Annotated in this window: 14 protein-coding genes, 2 rRNA genes and 2 pseudogenes (1 of these 18 only partly in view); 10 read left to right on the top strand and 8 right to left on the bottom strand. The window is 70.1% G+C overall.

Going from position 1 to position 20,883, the window contains the following annotated elements; translation table 11 throughout:
* Both OV079_RS37000 and rrf read left to right on the top strand, forming a co-directional pair.
* Positions 1–375, top strand: a 23S ribosomal RNA gene (locus OV079_RS37000) (it extends 2,565 nt beyond the left edge of the window).
* Between the two features lie 165 nt (positions 376–540).
* Positions 541–657: ribosomal RNA gene (gene rrf, locus OV079_RS36995) — 5S ribosomal RNA — on the top strand.
* A gap of 684 nt (positions 658–1,341) precedes the next feature.
* Here rrf and OV079_RS36990 read toward each other — a convergent pair.
* A complete protein-coding gene (locus OV079_RS36990) occupies positions 1,342–1,581 on the bottom strand; it encodes a hypothetical protein (protein ID WP_267774285.1) in 240 nt (79 codons plus the stop codon).
* A 326-nt stretch (positions 1,582–1,907) separates the two neighbouring features.
* Between OV079_RS36990 and OV079_RS36985 the strand changes: the two genes are divergently transcribed.
* The gene (locus OV079_RS36985; RefSeq protein ID WP_267774283.1) at positions 1,908–2,399 is read left to right on the top strand and encodes a L,D-transpeptidase; all 492 of its coding nucleotides are present in this window, start codon (positions 1,908–1,910) and stop codon (positions 2,397–2,399) included.
* Between the two features lie 799 nt (positions 2,400–3,198).
* On the opposite strand, the gene OV079_RS36980 is transcribed toward OV079_RS36985, so the two are convergent.
* Together OV079_RS36980 and OV079_RS36975 are read right to left on the bottom strand one after the other, a co-directional pair.
* On the bottom strand, positions 3,199–3,726 hold the full coding sequence (locus OV079_RS36980; protein WP_267774282.1) for a hypothetical protein: 528 nt from the start codon (positions 3,724–3,726) through the stop codon (positions 3,199–3,201).
* A 155-nt stretch (positions 3,727–3,881) separates the two neighbouring features.
* Positions 3,882–5,102 (bottom strand): aspartate kinase, encoded by a 1,221-nt coding sequence (locus OV079_RS36975; RefSeq protein WP_267774281.1) that lies wholly within the window; start codon positions 5,100–5,102, stop codon positions 3,882–3,884.
* A 1,453-nt stretch (positions 5,103–6,555) separates the two neighbouring features.
* Between OV079_RS36975 and OV079_RS36970 the strand changes: the two genes are divergently transcribed.
* The 4 genes and pseudogenes from OV079_RS36970 to lpdA all read left to right on the top strand — a co-directional run bounded on the left by OV079_RS36970 (position 6,556) and on the right by lpdA (position 11,130).
* Positions 6,556–7,344 carry a thiamine pyrophosphate-dependent enzyme gene (locus OV079_RS36970; protein ID WP_267774280.1) on the top strand — a complete coding sequence of 263 codons (789 nt, stop codon included), beginning with the start codon at positions 6,556–6,558 and terminating at the stop codon, positions 7,342–7,344.
* A complete protein-coding gene (locus OV079_RS36965) occupies positions 7,341–8,306 on the top strand; it encodes a transketolase C-terminal domain-containing protein (RefSeq protein ID WP_267774279.1) in 966 nt (321 codons plus the stop codon). Before OV079_RS36970 ends, OV079_RS36965 begins: the two co-directional genes overlap by 4 nt.
* Positions 8,307–8,324: 18 nt before the next feature.
* The gene (locus OV079_RS36960; RefSeq protein WP_267774278.1) at positions 8,325–9,686 is read left to right on the top strand and encodes a dihydrolipoamide acetyltransferase family protein; all 1,362 of its coding nucleotides are present in this window, start codon (positions 8,325–8,327) and stop codon (positions 9,684–9,686) included.
* A 21-nt stretch (positions 9,687–9,707) separates the two neighbouring features.
* Positions 9,708–11,130, top strand: a pseudogene (gene lpdA, locus OV079_RS59230) (dihydrolipoyl dehydrogenase).
* A gap of 247 nt (positions 11,131–11,377) precedes the next feature.
* Here the strand turns inward: lpdA and OV079_RS36940 are convergent.
* Complete coding sequence (locus OV079_RS36940; protein ID WP_267774271.1) at positions 11,378–12,256, bottom strand: class II glutamine amidotransferase; 879 nt, start codon at positions 12,254–12,256, stop codon at positions 11,378–11,380.
* Between the two features lie 238 nt (positions 12,257–12,494).
* Here OV079_RS36940 and OV079_RS54825 point away from each other — a divergent pair.
* A pseudogene (locus OV079_RS54825) lies at positions 12,495–14,314 on the top strand (acyl-CoA dehydrogenase).
* A gap of 196 nt (positions 14,315–14,510) precedes the next feature.
* Positions 14,511–15,266: a hypothetical protein gene (locus tag OV079_RS36920; RefSeq protein ID WP_267774268.1), complete on the top strand. Its 756-nt coding sequence runs from the start codon at positions 14,511–14,513 to the stop codon at positions 15,264–15,266.
* Positions 15,267–15,413: 147 nt separating this feature from the next.
* Here OV079_RS36920 and OV079_RS36915 read toward each other — a convergent pair whose 3' ends face one another.
* Together OV079_RS36915 and OV079_RS36910 are read right to left on the bottom strand one after the other, a co-directional pair.
* Complete coding sequence (locus OV079_RS36915; RefSeq protein ID WP_267774267.1) at positions 15,414–16,010, bottom strand: hypothetical protein; 597 nt, start codon at positions 16,008–16,010, stop codon at positions 15,414–15,416.
* Positions 16,011–16,532: 522 nt separating this feature from the next.
* Positions 16,533–16,973, bottom strand: coding sequence for a Fur family transcriptional regulator (locus OV079_RS36910; protein ID WP_267706594.1), 441 nt, complete (start codon positions 16,971–16,973; stop codon positions 16,533–16,535).
* A 108-nt stretch (positions 16,974–17,081) separates the two neighbouring features.
* On the opposite strand from OV079_RS36910, the gene dcd reads away from it, so the two are divergent.
* Complete coding sequence (dcd, locus tag OV079_RS36905; RefSeq protein WP_267774265.1) at positions 17,082–17,648, top strand: dCTP deaminase; 567 nt, start codon at positions 17,082–17,084, stop codon at positions 17,646–17,648.
* Between the two features lie 746 nt (positions 17,649–18,394).
* Here dcd and OV079_RS36900 read toward each other — a convergent pair.
* Both OV079_RS36900 and OV079_RS36895 read right to left on the bottom strand, forming a co-directional pair.
* The gene (locus tag OV079_RS36900; protein ID WP_267774264.1) at positions 18,395–18,799 is read right to left on the bottom strand and encodes a hypothetical protein; all 405 of its coding nucleotides are present in this window, start codon (positions 18,797–18,799) and stop codon (positions 18,395–18,397) included.
* Complete coding sequence (locus OV079_RS36895) at positions 18,747–20,795, bottom strand: transglycosylase domain-containing protein (RefSeq protein WP_267774263.1); 2,049 nt, start codon at positions 20,793–20,795, stop codon at positions 18,747–18,749. Before OV079_RS36895 ends, OV079_RS36900 begins: the two co-directional genes overlap by 53 nt.
* Positions 20,796–20,883 lie beyond the last annotated feature (88 nt).

The raw sequence follows: 20,883 nt of genomic DNA, 5'->3' as shown, positions 1-20,883 counted from the left end.
ATCGCATCCTGGGGCTGTAGTAGGTCCCAAGGGTTTGGCTGTTCGCCAATCAAGCGGTACGCGAGCTGGGTTCAAAACGTCGTGAGACAGTTTGGTCCCTATCTGCCGTGGGCGCAGGAATCTTGAAGTGGAGCTGTCCCTAGTACGAGAGGACCGGGATGGACAGACCCCTGGTGTTCCGGTTGTTTTGCCAAGAGCATCGCCGGGTAGCCATGTCTGGAACGGATAACCGCTGAAAGCATCTAAGCGGGAAGCCAACCACAAGATGAGGATTCCCTGAAGGTCCGTCGTAGACGACGACGTTAATAGGCCGGGTGTGGAAGCGCGGCGACGCGCGGAGCTAACCGGTACTAATCGACCGTTCGGCTTGACCTTGGGCACCGTCCCGTGTGGCGGTTTGCAGTCCGAGGTTCCGAGCGACACCTGCACAAAGGCCGTAATGGCCCGCTCCAAATCGGAGCTCACTTCACAGCACGATCTCTTGCGAGGCGATTCGACGGCTCTGCCGTCATCTCTCCTCGCCGCTCGTCGACAAGTTTTGCTGGTGGCTATAGCGGAAGGGCCACACCCGATCCCATCCCGAACTCGGTCGTTAAGACTTCCAGCGCCGATGGTACTGCAGGGGAGACCCTGTGGGAGAGTAGGACGCCGCCAGCGCTATGCCCCCTTCGTAAGAAGGGGGCCTTTTTATTTGGGTCTCGACAGGGCATGGGCGGAAATCTTCCCCTCGTGCCCGGCGTAGGCTATGCACTCCGCATGCCCGGATCGCCCAGGAACTGGCTCTTGGCACTCGGTCTCGCTGCCTGCGATTCGGCTCCGCAGACCGAATCGCCGGCCGAGCTGCCGACTCCGTGATCGCCGAGCGGCGTTCGGAGACCCGGCTCCCGGAGCCGGAGCCGGAGGACTCGGCCGAGGCTCCCGGTGATGCTGGCGGTGACGATGGCTCTGTGCCCGACCCGTCGGGGACGACCGTGGCCGAGGCTGCGGTCCCGGCCGAGCCTGCAGCAGATGACGAGATCCGCCCGCCCGAGGGGTACGGGCTGATCCGCCCGCCGCTCGGGGTGCCGACGCCCGAGTCGTTGAAGCTGCATGCCCTGGCCGGCTACGAGGTGGTGACGGTCTACTCCCGCCCGGACATGACCTCCGACAAGCTCGGTTATCTGCGGATCGGGACTCGCATGATGGCGACCGAGAAAATCGAGCACGAGAGCTGCAAGGGCGGGTTCTATGGCCTGCCGGCCGGCGGTTACGCGTGTGCGAGCAAGGGCCTGCTGGTCGAGGCCGACAGGCCGCCGCCGATGAAATACCCCCGCCGGTGCCGAAGCTCGATCAGGGGCATCCTTACGAGTACGGCTTCGTGCGGCGCTGGAACAGCCCGATGTGGTGGCGGATCCCGAGCGACCAGGAGATCTCGGCGATGGAGGTCCAGCGGGTCGCGCGCGAGGCGGAGCGCCTGGCCACGAAGGAGCCGCCGACCGAGGCGCCGATCCCGGCGGAGCCCGTCGAGGGCACCGCGCCGCCGGAGCTGCCGAAGCCCGACCCGGTGCTCGCGGATGTGAAGCTGCCCTTGAGCCCGAACACGCCCTGGCTCGAGCGCGGGTTCTTCCTGTCGCTGGGCGAGAAGGTGGTGGAGCGCGGCCTGACGTTCTACCGCACGGCCCGCGGGGCGTACGTCGCGGCGGCCGACATCTCGCGCTACGACGCCAAGGACTATGTCGGCGTCGCGCTCGACGAGCAGGGGATCACCTACCCCTTCGGCTATGTAAAAGGACACGAAGCTCCTGCAGCTGACCGCCGACGACAAGCTGAGGGCGACGAAGACGGTCGAGCGGCGGACGTTCCTCGACCTGACCGAAGAGACAGAGATCGCGGGGCGCGCCTACATGATCACTGCGGATGGTCTGTTGGTGCGCAAGGACCATCTGCTCATCCCGGACCTGCAGGCGCTGCCGAAAGGGCTGGACCCGTGGGAGCGGTGGATCGACGTCAGCGTCTCGCAACAGATGCTCGTGGCGTACGAAGGCACTCGGCCAGTGTACGTGACGCTCGTGTCGAGCGGGCGCAAGGGGACGAAGGAAGACCCGTACGAGACGCCGCGCGGCCGCTGGCGGATCTACAGCAAGCACGTGTCGACGACGATGGACGGCAGCTCGGCCACCGACGGCAACTACTCGATCCAGGATGTCCCCTGGACCATGTTCTTCTCCGGTAGCTACGCGCTCCACGGGGCGTTCTGGCACCGCAGCTTCGGCGCGGTCCGCAGCCACGGCTGCGTGAACCTCGGGCCGAGCGACGCGCGGTGGCTGTTCCACTGGAGCACGCCGCTCTTGCCGGAGGGCTGGCACGGGGTCAACGCGACCGACGAGAGCCCGGGTAGCACGGTGGTCGTGCGCGATTGAGGCGCGCTGTCGCCGAGCAGCGAGGCGCGCTGTTGTCGAGCAGCGAACTGCGCTGTTGCCGAGTGGCGAGGCGAGCTCGAGCGGTGCTCGCTTGGAGCCTTGAGAGGACTTCACTCTCGGCGAGCAAGACGGGCATCTTCGATGGCTCCGTCGATGGCTCCGCGAAGCGCGGAGACAGAGTCGGCATCCTCAATAGGTCAGCGAGCGAACTGTCGGGACAGGAGACGATTCGCAACGCTCGGCAAGCGAGACATGCCCTCCCCCGCGCGCATCGGCGGAGCGGGTGCTAACGGCTCCCGCACTCGAATCACCGGCGCCCGTGCGAGGGGGCAGTAGTGGCGCGGGTCGCGGGAGGTTGGCAGCACTTCACCCTCAGCGAGCAAGACGTGCATCTTCGACGTCTCCGCGGAGCGGGTGCTGGCAGAGCCGGCATCTGCGGTAGGTCGGCGAGCGAACTGCCACGACAGGAGGCGATTTCGCAACGCTCGGCGAGCGAGACATGCCTTGCGTATCGGCGGAGCGGGTGCTGGCAGCGCAAGCACTCGTAGTATCGGCGAGCTGCGAGAGGGGCAAATAGGGATACGGGTCGCGGCCTGTCTGCGGAGCCCTCGGGCGCGAGGCTCAGGCACCGCAAGCGTCGATGGCGAGCTTGCCCTGGTCGGTGCAGTAGTAGTTTCTGGGGTCAGGCACCGCAAGCGTCGATGGCGAGCTTGCCCTGGTCGGTGCAGTAGTAGTTGCTGCCGTCAGGCACCACAAGCGTCGATGGCGATCTTGCCCTGGTCGGTGCAGGTTGCTGGGGTCAGGCACCGCAAGCGTCGACGGCGATCTTGCCCTGGTCGGTGCAGTAGTAGTTGCTGCCGTCGGGGAGGCAGCAGCCGGTGCCGGTGATCGGAGAACTCTCGTCGCAGTCGTCGCCCTCGGCAGGAAGCGCGTCGGGGCACTCGATCGGGCTGACGCCATCGGGCTCTTCGCCGACGAAGCCGCACGCGTAGTACTTGTTGTTGGGATCCCACCCGCACTTTCCGAAGCCGCTGCCGGTGGTGCCCGCGGTGGTGCCCGCGGTGGTGTCGTCGGTGGTCGCGGTGCTGGTCGTGCTCGTCGGCTCGGTCTCGGTCGTGGTGGGCGCCGTGGTGGTCGGGCTGGCCGTCGAGCCTTCGGTGTCGACCGTCGCGGTGCCGTCGGTGGTGGTACCGTCGGTGGTGGTGGCGTCGGTCGTGTTGTTGCTGGTGACCGAACTGGTGTCGGAGTCGGTCGTGTTCGTGTTGATGATGCAACCGGTGCTGACGACGAGGCCGGCGAAGGCGACAAGCGTAAGGTTCTTGAGCATGATTCTCTCCGTGGGCAGAAGGAGCCGGCGCTCGAGAGCGCGGCGGCGGGTGCGTTCGGACGACCGGCCTCGAGTCAGATTCACCGGCGGACTCGGCGCTGTGCGCCGCGCTCGCTTGAATAAGAGGTTGTCGAGTTCGCTGCGTCGTTGCAGGTTCAGCAGGGCTTGGGCCGTCGAGGGATGAAGGTCGCGTGCAGGGCTCGCACGGCTCGCGCTCGCTGCTCGCGCGCCACGAGGAAGGCGAGGCTGTGCGAGTCGGTGTAGACCTCGCGGACGCCGATCTCGAGCGCGTGCAGGCTCTCGTAGGCGCGGGTCATCACCTCGGGGTTCTCTTCGAGGCCGGAGCCGACGCAGCTCACCAGCGCGAACCGCTCGACGCACTCGATGCCGGCGAGGTCGCGGCCGAGCGACCGCGCGAACGCGCCGAGCCGGGCGAGCGCCTCGCTGCTGTCGGTGCGCTGCGCTTGGGACAGAAAGCCGGAGGCGCCGTGAGGACCGATCCGCAAGTGCCGCAAGCCGAGCGGGGCCAGCTTGCGGATGACCTCGGGAACATGTCCTGAAGAGCCTGCGCTGAGAGACAGATGGATCGCCACGATGGATGCGTCGGAGGCGACCGCGCGGACGCCGGGTCTCGTGGGCGGGTTCTTGCGGATGATGGTCTCGCCGGTGACGTCGGGTCTGCTGTGGCGGGCGTAGATGGCGATCCCGCGTTCTTCGGCGAGCTGGACCGCCTGGGAGTGGAGGACCTTGGCGCCGGCGCGCGCGAGGGCCTGCATCTCGCCATAGGAGAGGCTGCCCAGCCGCTCGGCGTCCTCGACCTCGCGCGGGTCGGCGCTGTAGACGCCGTCGACGTCGCTGTAGATCTCGCAGTCGGCGTCGATGGCGGCGGCGAGGGCGACGGCGGTGGTGTCGGAGCCGCCACGGCCGAGGGTGGTGACGTCGCGCTTGTAGCTGACGCCCTGGAAGCCGCCGATGATGACGATGTTGCCGGCGGCGAGCTCGTCGAGGACGCGGAACGGACGAACCTCGACGATGCGCGCGCGACCGTGCTGGTGGTCGGTAATGATGCCGCACTGGGAGCCGGTGAGGCTGATCGCCTGTCGGCCGAGCGCCGTGATCGCCAGCGCGAGCAAGGTCATCGAGCCGCGCTCTCCGGTGCTCAGCAACATGTCGAGCTCGCGCGCGGGCGGCGGGTCGATGAGCGCGCGCGCCATGGCCAACAGCTCGTTGGTGGTCTGGCCCATGGCCGAGACGACGACTACGACAGGTTGCTCGGCGGCACGGTCGACCACCCTGCGAGCGCAGTGACGAATCCGCTCGAGGTCGGCGACGCTGCTGCCACCGAACTTCATGACGACCGGGGCGGGCGAGGTCACCTGGTGAGGTTTACACCCGGGGAGGTCGTGGCCCAAGTTTCACGGCGGAAGGCGGCGCCGGCGCCCGGGGAGATCGGTGAGCCTGCTCAGGGTTCCTCCATGTTCTCGCCGAAGCGCTCGGGGACGGAGGACGGGACTGGGGAGAGCCGCGGCGAGCGTCAGTCCACCTGGGTGACTTCGCCGCTTCCTTGTGGAGCGAGGTACGGAGGGGCGGACCGGAAATCCGCTCCGAGTTGGCTCGAGCTGGGCGGGCGCGAGCAGCTTCGAAGCTCTTTCGCCGAGCGAGGCGAGGAGGAGGCGGATGCGCCTGGTCGACAAGGAGCTCCCGCGGAAAGAGGGCCTTCGCCGGCCGAGGGATGGGGATGCGCCGGGCAGGAGGAGAGCCCACGTGAAGGAGCGCCTGCCCGCGCGGTGAGGCTGCATCGTCATGCAGTCGTTGAGATCACCCAGTAGATGGAGCGGTACGATGGCTGCTGCGTCGGTGCAGAGTTCGGCTGAACGGGGAGGCGAGGGACTGAGCGCGATCTTGGGGGATGACTTGTCGAGAGGGCCGCGGCGGTGAGAATGGGAGAGAGCAGCGACGGTGAGAGTGGCGGAGCGCCGCCGCGGCGAGTGGGAGCGGTGAGAGTGGGAGAGTGCCGCGGCAATGAAAGTGGAAGAGCGCCGCGGCGGTGAGAGAGGGAGAGCGCCGTGGCGGTGATTTGGTAGAGCTTCGCGGCGGTGAGAGGGAGAGCGCCGTGGCGGTGATTTGGTAGAGCTTCGCGGTGGTGAGCGAGGGAGAGCGCCGTGGCGGTGATTTGGTAGAGCTTCGCGGCGGTGAGCGAGGGAGAGCGCCGCGGCGGTGAGAGTGCCGCGGCGGTGAGAGAGGGAGAGGGCCGCGGCGGTGAGAGAGGGAGAGGGAGCGGTGAGAGAGGGAGAGGGCCGCGGCGGTGAGAGAGGGAGAGGGAGCGGTGAGAGAGGGAGAGTGCTGCGGCGGTGAGAGTGCGAGAGTCGGGCGGCAATGGGAGTCGAAGAGTTTGATGTCCCGAGCGACATGTCCTTTAAAACACTGACTTGGGGACATGTGATTGGGCGCGGGGAGTGCGCGCGGGGCGCGAGCGAGCGGTGGAGCTTGCCGAGTGCGGCAATGTTGCCGTGATCGCGCCGTGCGGGTCGTTTCGCAGGGATGAGTCGGCGCGCAAGATCACGGAGGGGGTGGGCGACGGGGGCGGAGAAGCGGCTTCCTGGGCGGCTGCCGGCCTTGACGTTGGGTTTGGCGCGCAGTTACAACCCCCCGGCGCGCATGGAAGACTGTCCCTGGGATCCCGAAGGAGTGGAGGTCTGCCTCGATCCGGAGGGGCAGCTCGTCGACAGGCGGGCGGCGCAAGGGGTCGATCTGCGGGCGCTGTACAAGCGGCTGGTGGCCGCGCGGTGCCTCGACCTGCGGGTCGAGCGGCTCGGCTTGCCGATGTGGGTGTCCTGCGCCGGCGAAGAGGCCGTCTCGGTGCTCACGGCGATGCTGGCCGGGCAGGAAGACTGGATTTATCCCGGCGTCCGCGACTTCGCACTGGCGCCGATCCGCGGCCTCGATCTCGATGACTTCGCGCGCCAGATCCTCGGGAGTGCCGCGGACGGCGAGCGGCCTTACAACGGGCGGCCGGGCGCTCTCGCGGCCGCCGATCTCGGCATCGCCTACGCGCCGGAGCCCCTGGGGCTGCATTTGCCGCTCGCGGCCGGTCAGGCGCACGCGCAGAAGCTTGCCGGAAACGGCCGGGCGACGATTGCCCTCTTCGGCGAGGGGCTGACGACGACGGCGTTCTTCCACGAGACCGTGGCGCTCGCGTCGGCTTGCGACCTGCCGCTCGTGCTGGTGTGCAAGAGCCAGCTGTGGCCCGAAGGCGCGCCGGCCGAGGCGGGCCTGCTCGGCGACAGCGTGGCCGAGCGCGTGAAGGCGTGCGGGTTGTGGTCGCGTCGCGTCGACGGGGCCGATGTCGTGGCGGTGCATGCCGCGCTCGACCAGGCGCTGCGGCGCGCTCGTGATGCGCGCGGGCCCGGGCTGGTCGAGGTGGTGGTGACGCAGCTGCACGCGGGGTCGGCGGAGTCGGACATCCCGGCGCACCGCGACCCGATCGAGCGGCTGCGTCGGCACCTCGACCGCGAGGGGCAGTGGACGCCGACGTTCCAGGACGTGATCGAGGCGGAGGTGCGGGGGCAGCTCGAGCGGGCCTTCACGCACGCGCAAGCCAAGGAGATGGGGCGATGAGCACGCTCGAACGCTTGTCCACGATCGTCGCCGAGCTGCTGCGCGACGATGTCCGCCGGGTGCTGGTCGGCGAGGATGTTCGCCAGGGCGGCATGCTCGGGCTGTCGCGCGCGGTGATGCGCGACCCGGGCCTCGCCTCGCGCGTGCTGGCGACGCCGCTGACGCCGGCCGCGAGCCTGGCCCATGCGACAGGTCTGGCGCTGGCCGGGCGACGACCGATCGTCGCGCTGGCGTCGGCGACCGGGCTGCTCGAAGGTTATGCGGCGCTACGCGAGCTCGGCCGGATCGCGGCGGTTTCGGCGGGCGAGCGCAGCGCGCCGGTGTTGATCGTGGCGCCGACCGGGCCCGGGTTCGGGCTCGGAGGTGATGGCGCCGCCTCGCCCGACGGCGCGATCGCGGGCGTGCCGGGGCTGCGCGTGGCGATCCTCGGCGACGCCCGCGAGGCCGGGGCGATGCTGCGGGCCGCCGCCAACTTCGAGGCCGGCGAGGATCCGACAGTGTTGCTGCTGCCGCGCGCGCTGCTGCTGCGCGAGGTCGAGGACGGCGAGGTGGTCGAGACGCTCGGGCGCCCGCTGACCGCGGCGCGTTGCGTGCGCGAGGGCGCGGCGGCGACGGTGTTCGCGTGGGGCGCGGCGGTCGACGTCGCGTGCGCGGCGGCGGAGCAGTCGGGCCACGACGCGGCGGTCTACGAGCTCGGCGGCCTGGCGCCGCTCGACGTCGAGGCGCTGGTCGCGGCGGCGGGGAAGACCGGGAAGCTGGTGATCGCGCACGCCGGTGGGCTGTCCTTCGGGCCAGGTGCCGAGCTGGCGGCGCTGTTCGCCGACCGGGCGATCCTCCACCTCGACGCGCCGATCGTGCGCGTCGCGGGACGCGAGGGGCCGCTGGCCCGCGCAGACGAGATGTCGGGCTTGCCGAGCGTCGCGGCGCTCGTCGATGCCATCCACCAAGTCGTGACTTACTGATCAGGAGCCGGAGTCTTCATGCTCGAGTTCAAGCTGCCGGAGATCGGCGAAGGCGTGGTGGAGGGTGAGATCGTTCGCTGGCACAAGCAGCCCGGCGAGCCGGTCGAGGCCAACGAGGCGCTCGTCGAGGTGATGACCGACAAGGCGACGATCGAGGTGCCGTCGCCGGTGGCGGCGACCGTTCGCGAGCTCAAGGCGCAGGTCGGTGACATCTGCGCGGTCGAGCAGGTGATCGCAATCCTCGAGGTGGGCAGCGCCCGCCCGGCGACGAGCCCGGTCGCGACGGCGGCGACGCCTGCAGCGCCGACGACGGCGGCTGCTCCCTCGAACATGTCCTCGGGGTCAGTCCTGGCGACGCCGGCGGCGCGGGCCCTGGCCCGCGAAGAAGGCATCGACCTGCGCGGGCTGCCGACCGACGACCGCGGCCGGATCACCAAGCAGGACGTGCTGAAGGCGGCCGAGGCGGCGAAGACCCCGGCGCCGGTGGTAGCACCGCCGGTGGTGACGCCGCCGGTCGCGGCCGCCGTGAACGGCAAGGCTGCTCCTGCGCCGGCGGCAGCGCCTCCGAGCGCCGTGGCAGCGCCTTCGAGCGCCGGCAAGGCTGCTCCCGCGCCGACGCCCGCCCAGCCGGCCGCGGCGCCGGTGCGCCAGCCGCACGCGGCCGAGGCCGCTGCGGACGACGAGGTGATCCCGTTCCGCGGCATGCGGCGGCGGATCGCCGAGGCGATGACGCGCTCGTACACGAGCGCGGTGCACTACACCTACGTCGAGCAGGTCAACGTCACCAAGCTGGTGCGGCTGCGCCAGGAGGCCAAGGCGGCGGCGCAGGAGCAGGGCGTGAGCCTCACGTTCTTGCCGTTCATCGTCAAGGCGGTGGTCCACGCGCTGAAGAAGTACCCGATCGTGAACGCCGAGCTCGACGAGGCCGGCGGTCGGATCCTGGTGAAGAAGCGCTACAACATCGGCGTGGCGGCGGCGACCGACCAGGGGCTGATGGTGCCGGTGGTGCACGGCGCCGACCGGCTCAGCATCCTCGACATCGGGCGAGAGATCGCGCGCCTCGGCGAGGCGGCGAAGAACGGCACGGCCAAGCGCGAGGACCTGACCGGCGGGACGTTCACGATCTCGAGCCTCGGCAACATCGGCGGGGTGCTGGCGACGCCGATCATCAACTTCCCGGAGGTCGGGATCCTCGGCGTCCACGCGATCCGCAAGACGCCGATCGTCGACGACCACAACAACATCGTCGTCGGGCACCTGATGAACCTCTCGGTCTCGCTCGACCACCGCGTGGTCGACGGCTTCGAGGGCGCCAACTTCCTGCAAGAGGTGCGGCGCTTCCTCGAGGACCCCAACTTGCTGCTGCTCGCAGGAATCTGACCGCTCGCACAGGAGACAGTCGTGGCCACGATCAAGAAGAAGGCGCTCATCATCGGCGCGGGCACGGGCGGCTACCCGTGCGCGATCCGGCTCGGCCAGCTCGGCGTCGACGCGATGCTCGTCGAGAAGGACAAGCCCGGCGGCGTGTGCCTCAACTGGGGCTGCATCCCGTCCAAGGCGCTGATCTCGGCGACCAAGCTGTTCCACAAGGCGCAGCACGCGACCGAGATGGGGCTGTCGTTCTCGTCGCCGACGGCCGACATGGTCAAGATGCAGGCGTGGAAGGCCGGCATCGTCAAGAAGCTGACCGGCGGCGTCGCCACCCTGGTCAAGGGGCAGGTACGCAGTACGTCACGGCGACGGCCGAGTTCCTCGGGCCGAAGCAGGTCCGCCTGCGCTACGCCGACGGCAAGCCGGACGACATCGTCGAGGCCGAGCACGTGGTGATCGCCACCGGCTCGCTGCCGATCGAGATCCCGGGCTTCAAGGTCGACAACAAGCGGGTGCTCGACAGCACGTCGGCGCTCGACCTGGCTTCGGTGCCGAAGCGGATGGTGTGCATCGGCGGCGGGATCATCGGCCTCGAGCTGGGGCAGACGTTCCAGCGCCTCGGCACGCAGCTGGTGGTGCTCGAGGGGCTGTCGCGGATCTTGAACGGCGTCGACAACGAGTGCGCCGACGTCGTGGCGCGCCAGATCAAGAAGGACGGCGGGCAGATCTTCGTCAACGCGAAGGCCGTGGGCTGGGAAGAGCGCAACGGCGAGGCGGTGGTGAAGGCCGAGATCGACGGCAAGGTGCAGAGATCGTCACCGACGTGATCCTGGTGGCGGTCGGCCGCCGGCCGGTGACGAAGGGCTTCGGGCTCGAGAAGACCGGCGTGAAGGTGAACGAGCGCGGGTTCGTGCCGGTCGACCAGCGCCAGCAGACCAACGTGCCCGGCATCTACGCGGTCGGTGACGTGTGCGGGCAGCCGATGCTGGCCCACAAGGCGTCGCACGAGGGCGAGGTGCTGGCCGAGGTCATCGCCGGCAAGAAGACGATCAACGACGCGCGGCAGATCCCCAACGTCGTGTTCACCGAGCCGGAGATCGCGTCGTCGGGCCTGACGAAGGAAGAGGCCGAGGCCCAGGGCCGCACCGTCAACGTCGGCAAGTTCCCGTTCTCGGTGCTCGGCCGGGCGATGGCGATCGGCGAGACGGCCGGCTTCGTGAAGGTGATCACCGACGCGGCCGACGAGCGCATCCTCGGGGTCCACATCGTCGGCCCGGAGGCGAGCGACCTGATCAGCGAGGCGGGCCTGGCGATCGAGATGGGCGCGTTCGCGGAGGACGTGGCGCTGACGATCCACCCGCACCCGACGCTCAGCGAGGCGCTGATGGAGGCGGCCAAGCACGCGCTCGGCGAGGCGATCCACATCGCCAACCCGCGCAAGAAGGCGCACTAGGCGGGCCTGTCCCCGGGGACAGGTGAGCACGGGCTCGGCTCCGCGGCGATCGTGCCGCGGCCGAGCCCGAGGTCTTGGTTGAGGCTGGCGCGCGCGCTGCAGCATGACGAAGGCCCCGGCGGGTCGGCGCGAGGCCGCGGAGGATGAGCTCCGCGCCGACGGTAGCGGGCCGGCGACCTCGGAGCTCGCCGAGCAGGAGCGCGGCCGCGTGGGTCGCGTACGCGGCGGATGCTGCGAGGGTGGCGGCTCAGTGGGTGCGGCGGTCGACGGGCACGCCGGCGGCGAAGCGTTGCATCTGCATGCGGCCGTCGGCGCCGACCATGTCGCCGGGGGCGAGCGGGATCCACACGTTGTCGCCGTGGAGGGGCTCGCTCGAGAAGATCAGGTGACTGACGAAGCCGCGTTCGGTCGGCGGGGCTCGCTCGCACTCGCCGGAGAAGAAGGCGCAGGTCTCGCGCTCGGGGCAGCGCTGCTTGTGGGTGCTGAAGTAGAGCTGCTTGCCGCCCTGGTGGCCGAGCATGACGTGGCCGTTGGTGAGGACGAAGGTCAGGTAGGTGTCGTGCGGGGGGCCGTCGTTGTCGGCGTTGCAGGGGCCGACGAGCGACTCGACCTCGGCGAGGGCGTCGCGGGTGGCGCTGGCGACCTCGGCGAGCGGGAAGCCGGGGCGGTGGAGCTCGTGGCGCTGGGCCATCTTGCCGAGGATCAGATAGAACAGGACCTCGCTGTCGGTCTTGCCGAGGATGAAGCGGCGCAAGACCGGCGGGACGCGAGCGACGAGCTGGTCGCGGACGCCGTCGAAGCCGGCGATGTTGCCGTTATGGGCGAACACCCAGGCGCCGAACTGGAACGGGTGGGTGTTGATGGTCGACAGCTCGCCCTGGGTGGCCTTGCGAATGTGCGCGAGCACGGTCTCCGAGGTGACGATGCCGGAGAGGTGGCGGAACAGGTGGTCGCTGACGGCCGCGGAGGCGCTCTTGATGACGTGCGGGGCGTTGGCGACGTAGTAGGCGACGCCCCAGCCGTCAGGGTGGCGGCAGCTCTGCTGCATCAACGCGTTGTCGGCACTGACGAGGCTCCGGTGGACACCACTCTGCATGACGGAGCGAAAGCCGAAGATCCGACACATGACGAGATTGCTGCGAGGATAGCATGCTCAGGGAGCGCCGCGGCCGCCGCCGGCCCGCAGGACTGCCGGATCCGGCAAACGGTTGCCGTGCGCGCACGAGCGCGAGCCGGCGCGGCGCATGCGACGAGGTCCGCCACAAGGGCGCGGGGCGTGGCCGGGAACGTCGTTGACAAGCTGATCGGGATCGGACTACGACGGGCTTCATGCCGGCACGTGTCCGGCGATCGAGGCCGACGTGATCACCGCCCAGAATCACTACAAGAGCAACCTGCGCGACATCTTCTTCAATCTGTTCGAGGTCCTGAAGATCCAGGAGGGCACGCTCGGCAAGGGCGTCTATTCGCACATGGACGAAGAGACAGTCCGCTCGACGCTCGAGGGCTACGAGGAGTTCTGTCAGAAGGAGCTGGCGCCGTCGTGGGCGCTGTCGGACCGGGTCCCGCTCGAGCTCGACAAGGAGACCGGCAACGTCAAGCTGCCGCCGCCGGTGGTGCGATCGATCCGCACCACGCTCGAGCAAGGCTGGCCGCTGCTCAACCTGCCCGAGCACCTCGGAGGCAGCGGCGCGCCGCACTCGGTGGCGTGGAGCGCGTTCGAGCTGACCGCCGGCGCCAACGCGGCGGTGGCGTTCTACCTGCTCGGGCCGCTGATCGCCCACATCATCGACCGGCTCGGCACCGAGGAGCAGCGCAAGCGCTTCGCCAAGCCGATGATCGACAATCAGTGGGGCGGCTCGATGGTGCTGACGGAGCCTGACGCGGGCTCGGACGTCGGCGCGGGCCGCACGAAGGCGCGCCAGGTCGAGGGCGGAGTGTGGGAGATCGAGGGCGTCAAGCGCTTCATCACCAACGGCGACTTCGACGCGGCCGACAACATCATCCACCTGGTGCTGGCGCGCCCCGAAGGCGCGGGGCCGGGGACGAAGGGGCTGTCGATGTTCATCGTGCCCAAGTTCTGGGTGAACGAGGACGGCAGCCTCGGCGAGCGCAACGGGGTGTACTGCACCAACATCGAGCACAAGATGGGGATCAAGGCCTCGGCGACCTGCGAGATGACGTTCGGCGAGCGTCACCCGGCCCGCGGCTTCCTGGTCGGCGAGGTCCACGACGGCATCCGCCAGATGTTCCACGTCATCGAGCACGCGCATGGCCGTGGGCGCGAAGTCGATGGCGACCCTGTCGACGGCGTACCTCAACGCGCTCGAGTACGCGAAGATCCGCGTGCAGGGCCCCGACCTGCTGCGCGCCACCGACAAGACCGCGCCGCGCGTGCGGATCATCGAGCACCCGGACGTGCGCCGGATGCTGATGCTGCAGAAGTCGTTCGCCGAGGGCATGCGCGCGCTGACGCTGTTCACCGCGTCGGTGCAGGACGCGGTCGAGCTCAAGGGCGGCCACGGGAGCGGCGACAGCGACGAGCTCGACAAGCTGAACGACCTGCTGCTGCCGCTGGTCAAGGGCTACTGCTCGGAGAAGGTGTACGAGCTGCTGGCGGTGTCGCTGCAGACGTACGGCGGCTCGGGCTACTGTCAGGACTACCCGATCGAGCAGTACATCCGCGACCAGAAGATCGACTCGCTGTACGAGGGGACGACGCACATCCAGGCGCTCGACCTGTTCTTCCGCAAGATCGTGCGCGACGGCGGGTCGACGCTGCGCAGCCTGATGGGCCGCATCGAGGCGACGCTCGGCGAGGTCGATCCGAAGGGCCCTGGCGGTCGAGCACGCGGCGATGTCGCGGGCGCTGGCCGACCTGCAGGGCATCTTCATGACGATGCCGCAGAAGCTGCAGGAGTCGCTCTACCACGTCGGCTTCCAGGGCAACCGGATCCTGTTCGCCTTGGCGGAGGTGGTGATCGGCTGGCTGCTGCTGCGCCAGGGCGCCGTGGCGGCCGAGCGCCGCGAGACGGCGACCGACAAGGACCGCGATTTTTATCAAGGGAAGCTGGCGGCGATTCGCTTCTACGCCCGCAACGTGCTGCCGGGCGTGACGCTGACGCGCAAGCTGATCGAGCAGGGGACGCTCGAGCTGCTCGAGGTGCCCGAAGGGGCGTTCTGAGCCCGAGGTGACCAGGAGGACGCGGCCGCGAGTGCATCGCGGTCGCGTTCTCGTTTTCGAGTGTCGTGGGGCTCGGCGCGCTCGGCGATGGCATGCGCCGCTCGCTCGCCGCGGGTCGGGGTAGCCGGACCGCGACCGCGAGTCGCAGCGAGGACGTGCGCACGGATGCGCGGGACTTGCTACTCTTCGCGCGACCATGACTCACCGCGCTCCGCTCGTCCTCTCGCTCCTCGTGTTCGCCTGTCAGAATCCCGCAGGGCCGCCGGCGGCCAAGTCGGGGCCGGAGGTCAAGGCGACCGAGCCGCCGGCGAAGAGCGACCCGCACGCGGCAGCCCCGCACGGGGCCAATCCGCATGCCGGCGACCCGCACGCGGGCGGGCCGCACGGCGCGGCAGGGCCGGCGGTGGAGACGAAGCGGCCGGCGCGTGAAGCGGTCAATCCGCACCCGGTGACGCCGAGCGGGCAGACGCGCGAAGAGGTGGTGCCGGGGCTCAACTACAAGGTGCCGGAGGAGTGGACGCGCAAGCCGGGCTCGTCGGCGATGCGCCTGGCCGAGTTCGTGCTGCCCGGACCGGGCGGGGATGCGGAGCTGGCGGCGTACCGCTTCGCGGGCGGAGGCGGCGACGCGAAGTCGAACGTGCACCGCTGGCGCACCCAGTTCGCCAAGTCCGACGGGTCGCCGCTCGGCGACAACGACGGCGAGGTGCAAGAGGTGTCGAAGCCGCCGCTCACGGTGACGCTGGTCGACCTGAGCGGGACGTACGTCGCCCAGGTGACGCCCGGGGCGTCGGAGCGCTACAGCGACCCGAACTACCGCATGCTGGCGGCGATCGTCGAGGGCGCGGGCGACCCTTACTTTTTCAAGGCGGTCGGCCCGGAGACGACGCTGGCGGTGTGGAAGCCGACGTTCGCGACGTTCGCCGACGCGATCACGGTCATGCCGGCGAAGTGAGCGGGTGATGACGCGGCCGCGCCGGGTTGCGACGGACCGGCGCAACTGTCTCTCAGGACATGTCCTTCATGGCAGGTGGCCGAGCGTGCGGCGACAGGTCGTGATGGGACATGTCCGCGAGGACATGTGATTGGCGGGCCCGTGGCCTCAGGCCTGGGCCCACAGGGCGGTGAAGGCGGCGACCTCGGCGTCGAGGAGGATGTCGAGGTCGGGGCCGTCGTTCATGCAGAGGAGACGCTTGCGGCGGACGTCGAGGACGGCGACGGCGGCGCCCGGCGGGGTCTGCTCGCGCAGGACGCGGGCCATGAGCCGCGCGGCGATGTCCGAGAGGGTGTGCGGCAGCGGGTCCTCTTTGAAGTAGAGCTTGATGAGGTGCGGGCGGCCTTCGATCTCGAGGCCGAGCTCGGGGTTGACGCTGATCGGCAGGCTCTGCAAATAGCCGATCTGCCAGCCGGGCTCGAACCAGCCGATCTGCCGCTGGCCCCACCAGCCGAGGTAGGCCTCGGCGATGTTGTCGAAGCGACCGCCGGCGTTGTTGCGCGTGAGGTGGTCGCGGATCTCCCACTTGTCGGCGGCGGCGGCGTGGGTGCGGATGATGGCCTCGCGCACGGGCTTGTAGAGGTCGGAGGTGGCAGTGTAGGGGCCGCGGCGCTTGATCTCGCGCACCTTGGCCAGCTTGCCGGTCATGCTGGGCCGGCCGACGAAGTCGACGAAGTCGGTCAACGAGATGCGAGTCGAATCCATGCGCTCCCTCAGTCGAGAAGGAACGTAGGCGATGGTTTTGATCCGCTGCGGATCAAGCCTGCGAGGCCGTATAGCGGCGAAATTCAGGCCGCCTTCACGATGACTCGGGCGGTTATCCGGATCAGATCAGGTCGCCGTGAATAGCGCAGCGGAGACATGCGCGGCGACGGTGAAGCGTCGTGCGCGGAGAACGACGTGCGCATCGGTGAGGACGCACCGCCGCGCGAGACCGAGGGGCGAGAATCGCTCCGAGGTGCGAAGAGGTGGCGAGAGGACGAGGCGCGCGAGCTCCGAGGCCGGTGGTGACGCGAGCGGCTGCTCTGCGAGCCATGCACGCACGGCGATGCGAGCGTTGGCGGCGAACTTCGAGAGGGCGTGTGACGAGAGGCGACGTCAGGCCGGTGAGCGCGCGAAGCGGGCGGGCCACGACGGCATGAGCGGGCGGACGACCGGCTGCGCGCGGCGGGTCTCGGCGCCCGAGGTCGTCGTCCAGGCGAGGACAGGGGCTCGAGGCAGGCGGGCTCAGGCGCAGCGGGCACACTGGCCCTTGATGAGGATCTCGGAGATGTTGCCGACGACGGACTTGTTCGAGCCGGGCGCGGGGGTGAGTTTGACGCGGACGGTCGAGAGGCAGGTGACCTCGCCGCACTGCGTGCAGACGAAGTGCGGGTGCTCGGGGTGATGGGCCTCGCGGGCGCGCAGCTCGAAGCGCCAGACGTTGTCGCCGAGGTTGATGCGGTTGAGCAGGCCGGCGCGGGTGAGGTCGATGAGGTTGCGGTAGAGGGTGGCGGCGTCGAAGCCGTGGTGGGCGAGGGCCTCGACGAGCTCGCCGTGGCTGGAGGGGGTACCGGTGCCGTGGAGGTGCTCGAGGACGGCGATCCGGGGGCCGGTGACGCGGAGGCCGGCCTCGCGGATGGCGTCGCGCAGGAGGTCGAGCGAGGCGCGGGCTTTGGGGCGCGGCATGCTGGGCAAGAGAATAGCACCGGCGGCCCAGCCGCAGCAGCAGGCGGGGCGGGCTCACGCGGGCCCGGCGCTGGGGGACGGCCGCAGCTGTGGTATGCGGGGCCCGCCATGACGATCAAGTCTGACCGCTGGATCCGCCAGATGTCGCAAGAGCACCGGATGATCGAGCCGTTCGAGCCGTACCAGGTGCGCGAGACGGACGGCCGGCGCGTGGTGTCGTTCGGGACGTCGAGCTACGGCTACGATGTCCGCTGCGCGCCCGAGTTCAAGATCTTCACGAATATCAACTCGGCGGTGGTCGACCCGAAGGACTTCCAGAAGAACAGCTTCGTCGACTTCACCGGCGACATGTGCATCATCCCGCCGAACTCGTTCGCCCTGGCCCGCACCGTCGAGTACTTCCGGATCCCCCGCGACGTGCTCGTGATCTGCCTCGGCAAGTCGACGTACGCGCGCTGCGGCATCATCGTCAACGTGACGCCGCTCGAGCCGGAGTGGGAAGGCCACGTGACGCTCGAGTTCTCCAACACGACGCCGCTGCCGGCCAGGATCTACGCCCACGAGGGCGTGGCGCAGATGCTCTTTTTCCAAAGCGACGAGGCGTGCGAGACGTCGTACGCGGACCGCGGCGGGAAGTACCAGGGCCAGCGCGGGGTGACGCTGCCGCAGGCTTGAGGCGCTCGCCGAGTTTGCGAGACGGGTGCGCGCGCTCGCGGTCTGCGGTCGTCGGCGAGCGTCGACGAGGTTGCGAGCGATCGCTGCGCGAGGCAGCGACGCCGAGACGCCGAGCTCGCGGCCTCAGACGTGGGTTTGGGCGCCGCCGGGTGTGCGGGGGCTCGTTGCGCGGGGGCTTCGCTCGGGGCTGCCTGTGGCGCGGGCGAGGTGCTGCGTGGCTGAGGGGCCGGCTTGCCCATGAGGCAGCCGCCGCCGGCGAGGGCGCCGAACGCGAGCGAGGCGGCGGCGGCGAGGCGCGGCAGGAGGCCGAGGCGGTCCTTGAAGACGATGTCGCCGCGGGCATCGTGGACATAGCGGATGCAGGGCTGGGCGCCGGCGGCGAGGAAGGCGTCTGCGTCCTCCTCGCTCATGCTCGAGAGGTCAGTGACGTTCTTCTGGCACAAGCGGCAGAACCGCACGTCGCCATCACCGTCCATCCGCTCCCAATCCGCGCTGCAGGGCTCGACGATCCGGAGGCTTTCGCTTCGCATGCAGGGGCCGAACGAGGCGCGCGGGGCGGGGCTTTCAGGCGCGAGAAGCGTGCGGGAAGTCCTCGGGGCGAGGCTGAGACTCGCGGGCGCTCGCGCTCGATGGCTGCCTGCCGATGGCGCCGCGCGGCGGCGAGCTCGGCGAAGGCGCGGCGAATCATCGGTCTTTAAAGACATGTCCATGTGGACATGCTCTAAAGGACCGATGGAAGGCGAGGCTCAGCGGACGCTGAAGCGGGTCGACTCGAGGCGGACGGGCAGGCGGGGGTCGGCGGGGCGGGCGAGGACCTCGTGGTCGCCGGGTTCGGCGGCGATCTTCAGCTTGTAAGGCCAGTCGCTGCGGCCGACCTCGCGGCCGTCGACGAGGAAGGCGAGCGGGCCGAGGTCGACGCCGCTGCCGTCGAGCTCGGCGCGGACCTCGATGGTCTGGGCGTCGCGGCGCTGGTCGAGCGCGAACACGGTGCCGGGGGCCGGGGCGACGACGCGGAGCAGGGGGACCGCGGCCGGGCGCTCGTCGCAGTCGGGGACGCGGGCGCGCGAGAGCCAGGGGCGGCCGTGCAGGTCGGGGGTGTCACCGGCGATCGTCTTGAAGGCCAGCCACTCGTCGAACTCGGGCGGGAACACGACGGCGGTGGCGGAGCCCCGCGGGTCGCAGCGCAGGCCGGCGGGGGCGCTGCGATCGGGGCGCACGTGGACGTGGTAGGCGCAGGTGTCCTTCGGGACATGTTCTTTGGAGAACTTGCGGTGGACGCGTTCGTCGCAGGCGGGGCCGACCGGGGCGCCGGACAGCGGGCAGACCTCGACGTCGACGAGCAGCTCGGGCTCCCACAGCGGGCGGCGCTGGGGGACGTCGGCCATGGCGCGGCGCATGACGTCGGCGAACAGCGGGCCGGCACCGGAGGCGCCGGTGAGGCGCGCGGTCGGGGAGCCGTCGGCGTTGCCGAGCCACACCGCGACGGTGCGCTCGCGGGTGTAGCCGACGGTCCAGGTGTCGCGATAACCGGAGGAGGTGCCGGTCTTGACCGCGACGGGGTAGGCGAGCGCGAACGGGCCGCGGCCGTGGAGGCCGCGCACGCGCGAGCGGGTCGGCGAGCGCCTCGGTGACGAGGGCGGCGACCTCGGGGGTGAAGACCCGGGCGGGGGTGGCGGACGGATCGGTGGTGGTGAAGCGGAGGGCGATCGATTCGCCGCCGCGGGCGAGGGCGACGTAGGCGGCGGCCAGCTCGCGCAGCTCGACCTCGCCGCTGCCGAGGGCGAGGGCGAGGCCGTAGTGGTCGGCGTCGCGGTCGAGGCTGCGCAGGCCGAGGTCGCGCAGGGCGCGGAGGACCGCGGCCGGGCCGAGCTCGGCGGCGAGGCGCACCGCGGGGATGTTGAGCGAACCGGCGAGGGCCTCGCGCAGGGGGATCGGTCCCTCGAAGCCGCGGTCGAAGTTCTCGGGGGTGTAGCTGCCTCCGCCTGCTTCTTGAAAGGTGGTGGGGACGTCGGCGGTGAGCTCGGGGCCGTGGTGACCGGCGGCGAAGGCGAGGCCGTAGACGAACGGCTTGAGGGTGGAGCCGGGCTGCCGGCGCGCGCGGACCATGTCGACCTGGCCGCTGATCTCGTCGCTGTGAAAGTCGGCGCTGCCGACGTAGGCGAGGACGTCGCCGGTGTCGTTGTCGACGACGAGCACGGCGGCGTCGCTGGCCCCGCGATCGGCGATGGCGGCGAGGTGGACGCGCACGGCGCCCTCGATGTCGCGCTGGAGGTCGAGGTCGAGGGTGGTGGTGGTGGCTGTCCCCGGGGACAGGCGGCCCTCGAGCCGGAGGGCGTCGACGAGGTGCGGGGCGAAGAAGGGGCGCGTCAGCGGGCGCAGCTCGATCGGTTCGGCGACCGCGCGGGTGTGCTCGAGATCGGTGAGCTCGCCGGCGTCGCGCAGGGCGCCGAGGAGGGCCTGCTGGCGCAGGAGGACGCGCTCGGGGTGGGCGTACGGATCGAGGTAGCTGGGAGCGCGCGGGAGGACGGCGAGGAAGGCGGCCTGGGCCCAGCTGAGGTCGCGCGGGGCGACGCCGAAGTAGTTGCGCGCGGCCGTCTCGGGGCCGGTGAGGCCGTGGCCGTACGGCAGGCGGTTGAGGTAGGCGAGGAGGATCTCGTCCTTGCCGATCAGCTCCTCGAGGTTCTGCGCGCGGGCGACCTCGAAGAGCTTGTCCATGAGGCCGCGCGCGCGGGCCTGGCCGCGGGCGTCGAGCATCTTGACGAGCTGCTGGGTGATGGTGCTGGCGCCGCTGACGAGGCGACCGTGACGGACGCTCTGCAGGAGGGCGCGGGCGATGGCCTGCGGATCGAGGCCGTCGTGATCGAAGAAGGTCTTGTCCTCGCTGACGAGGGTGGCAGCGAGCAGGCGCGGGCCGATGTCGTCGAGCTCGCGCGGCTGACCGCGCAGGCCGAGGTCGCTGGTGAGCTCGCGCAGGAGCCGGCCGCGGCGGTCGAGGACGCGGTGACCCTCGTGCCAGGTGTCGCCCATGGCGGCGGTGGGCTCGCCGGCGCGGGCGCGGATCACCGACCAGGTGCCGCAGGTGAGGGCGCCGATCGCGAGTGTCCCGAGAGACAGGCCGAGGAGCCAGCGGCGGAGGCGAGGTCGCATCGCAGACAGAACGCGGGAGAGGGGGCGCGACATTCTCGCGCGGAAGGCGAGAGGCGGTGGCGATGAGAATCGGAGAGGCGCGCGAGGT

The sequence above is a fragment of the Nannocystis pusilla genome (genome assembly GCF_026626665.1).
Taxonomy (GTDB): Bacteria; Myxococcota_A; Polyangia; order Nannocystales; family Nannocystaceae; genus Nannocystis; species Nannocystis pusilla.
The sequence above is the reverse complement of the archived record's forward strand: the minus strand, read 5'-3'. Positions and strand labels throughout refer to the sequence as shown.

Coding starts and splice junctions, on each gene's coding strand:
- OV079_RS36980 (WP_267774282.1), bottom strand. CDS start 3,726: ATGCTCAAGAACCTTACGCTTGTCGCCTTCGCCGGCCTCGTCGTCAGC.
- OV079_RS36965 (WP_267774279.1), top strand. CDS start 7,341: ATGAGCACGCTCGAACGCTTGTCCACGATCGTCGCCGAGCTGCTGCGC.
- OV079_RS36960 (WP_267774278.1), top strand. CDS start 8,325: ATGCTCGAGTTCAAGCTGCCGGAGATCGGCGAAGGCGTGGTGGAGGGT.
- OV079_RS36940 (WP_267774271.1), bottom strand. CDS start 12,256: ATGTGTCGGATCTTCGGCTTTCGCTCCGTCATGCAGAGTGGTGTCCAC.
- OV079_RS36920 (WP_267774268.1), top strand. CDS start 14,511: ATGACTCACCGCGCTCCGCTCGTCCTCTCGCTCCTCGTGTTCGCCTGT.
- OV079_RS36915 (WP_267774267.1), bottom strand. CDS start 16,010: ATGGATTCGACTCGCATCTCGTTGACCGACTTCGTCGACTTCGTCGGC.
- OV079_RS36910 (WP_267706594.1), bottom strand. CDS start 16,973: ATGCCGCGCCCCAAAGCCCGCGCCTCGCTCGACCTCCTGCGCGACGCC.
- dcd (WP_267774265.1), top strand. CDS start 17,082: ATGACGATCAAGTCTGACCGCTGGATCCGCCAGATGTCGCAAGAGCAC.
- OV079_RS36895 (WP_267774263.1), bottom strand. CDS start 20,795: ATGCGACCTCGCCTCCGCCGCTGGCTCCTCGGCCTGTCTCTCGGGACA.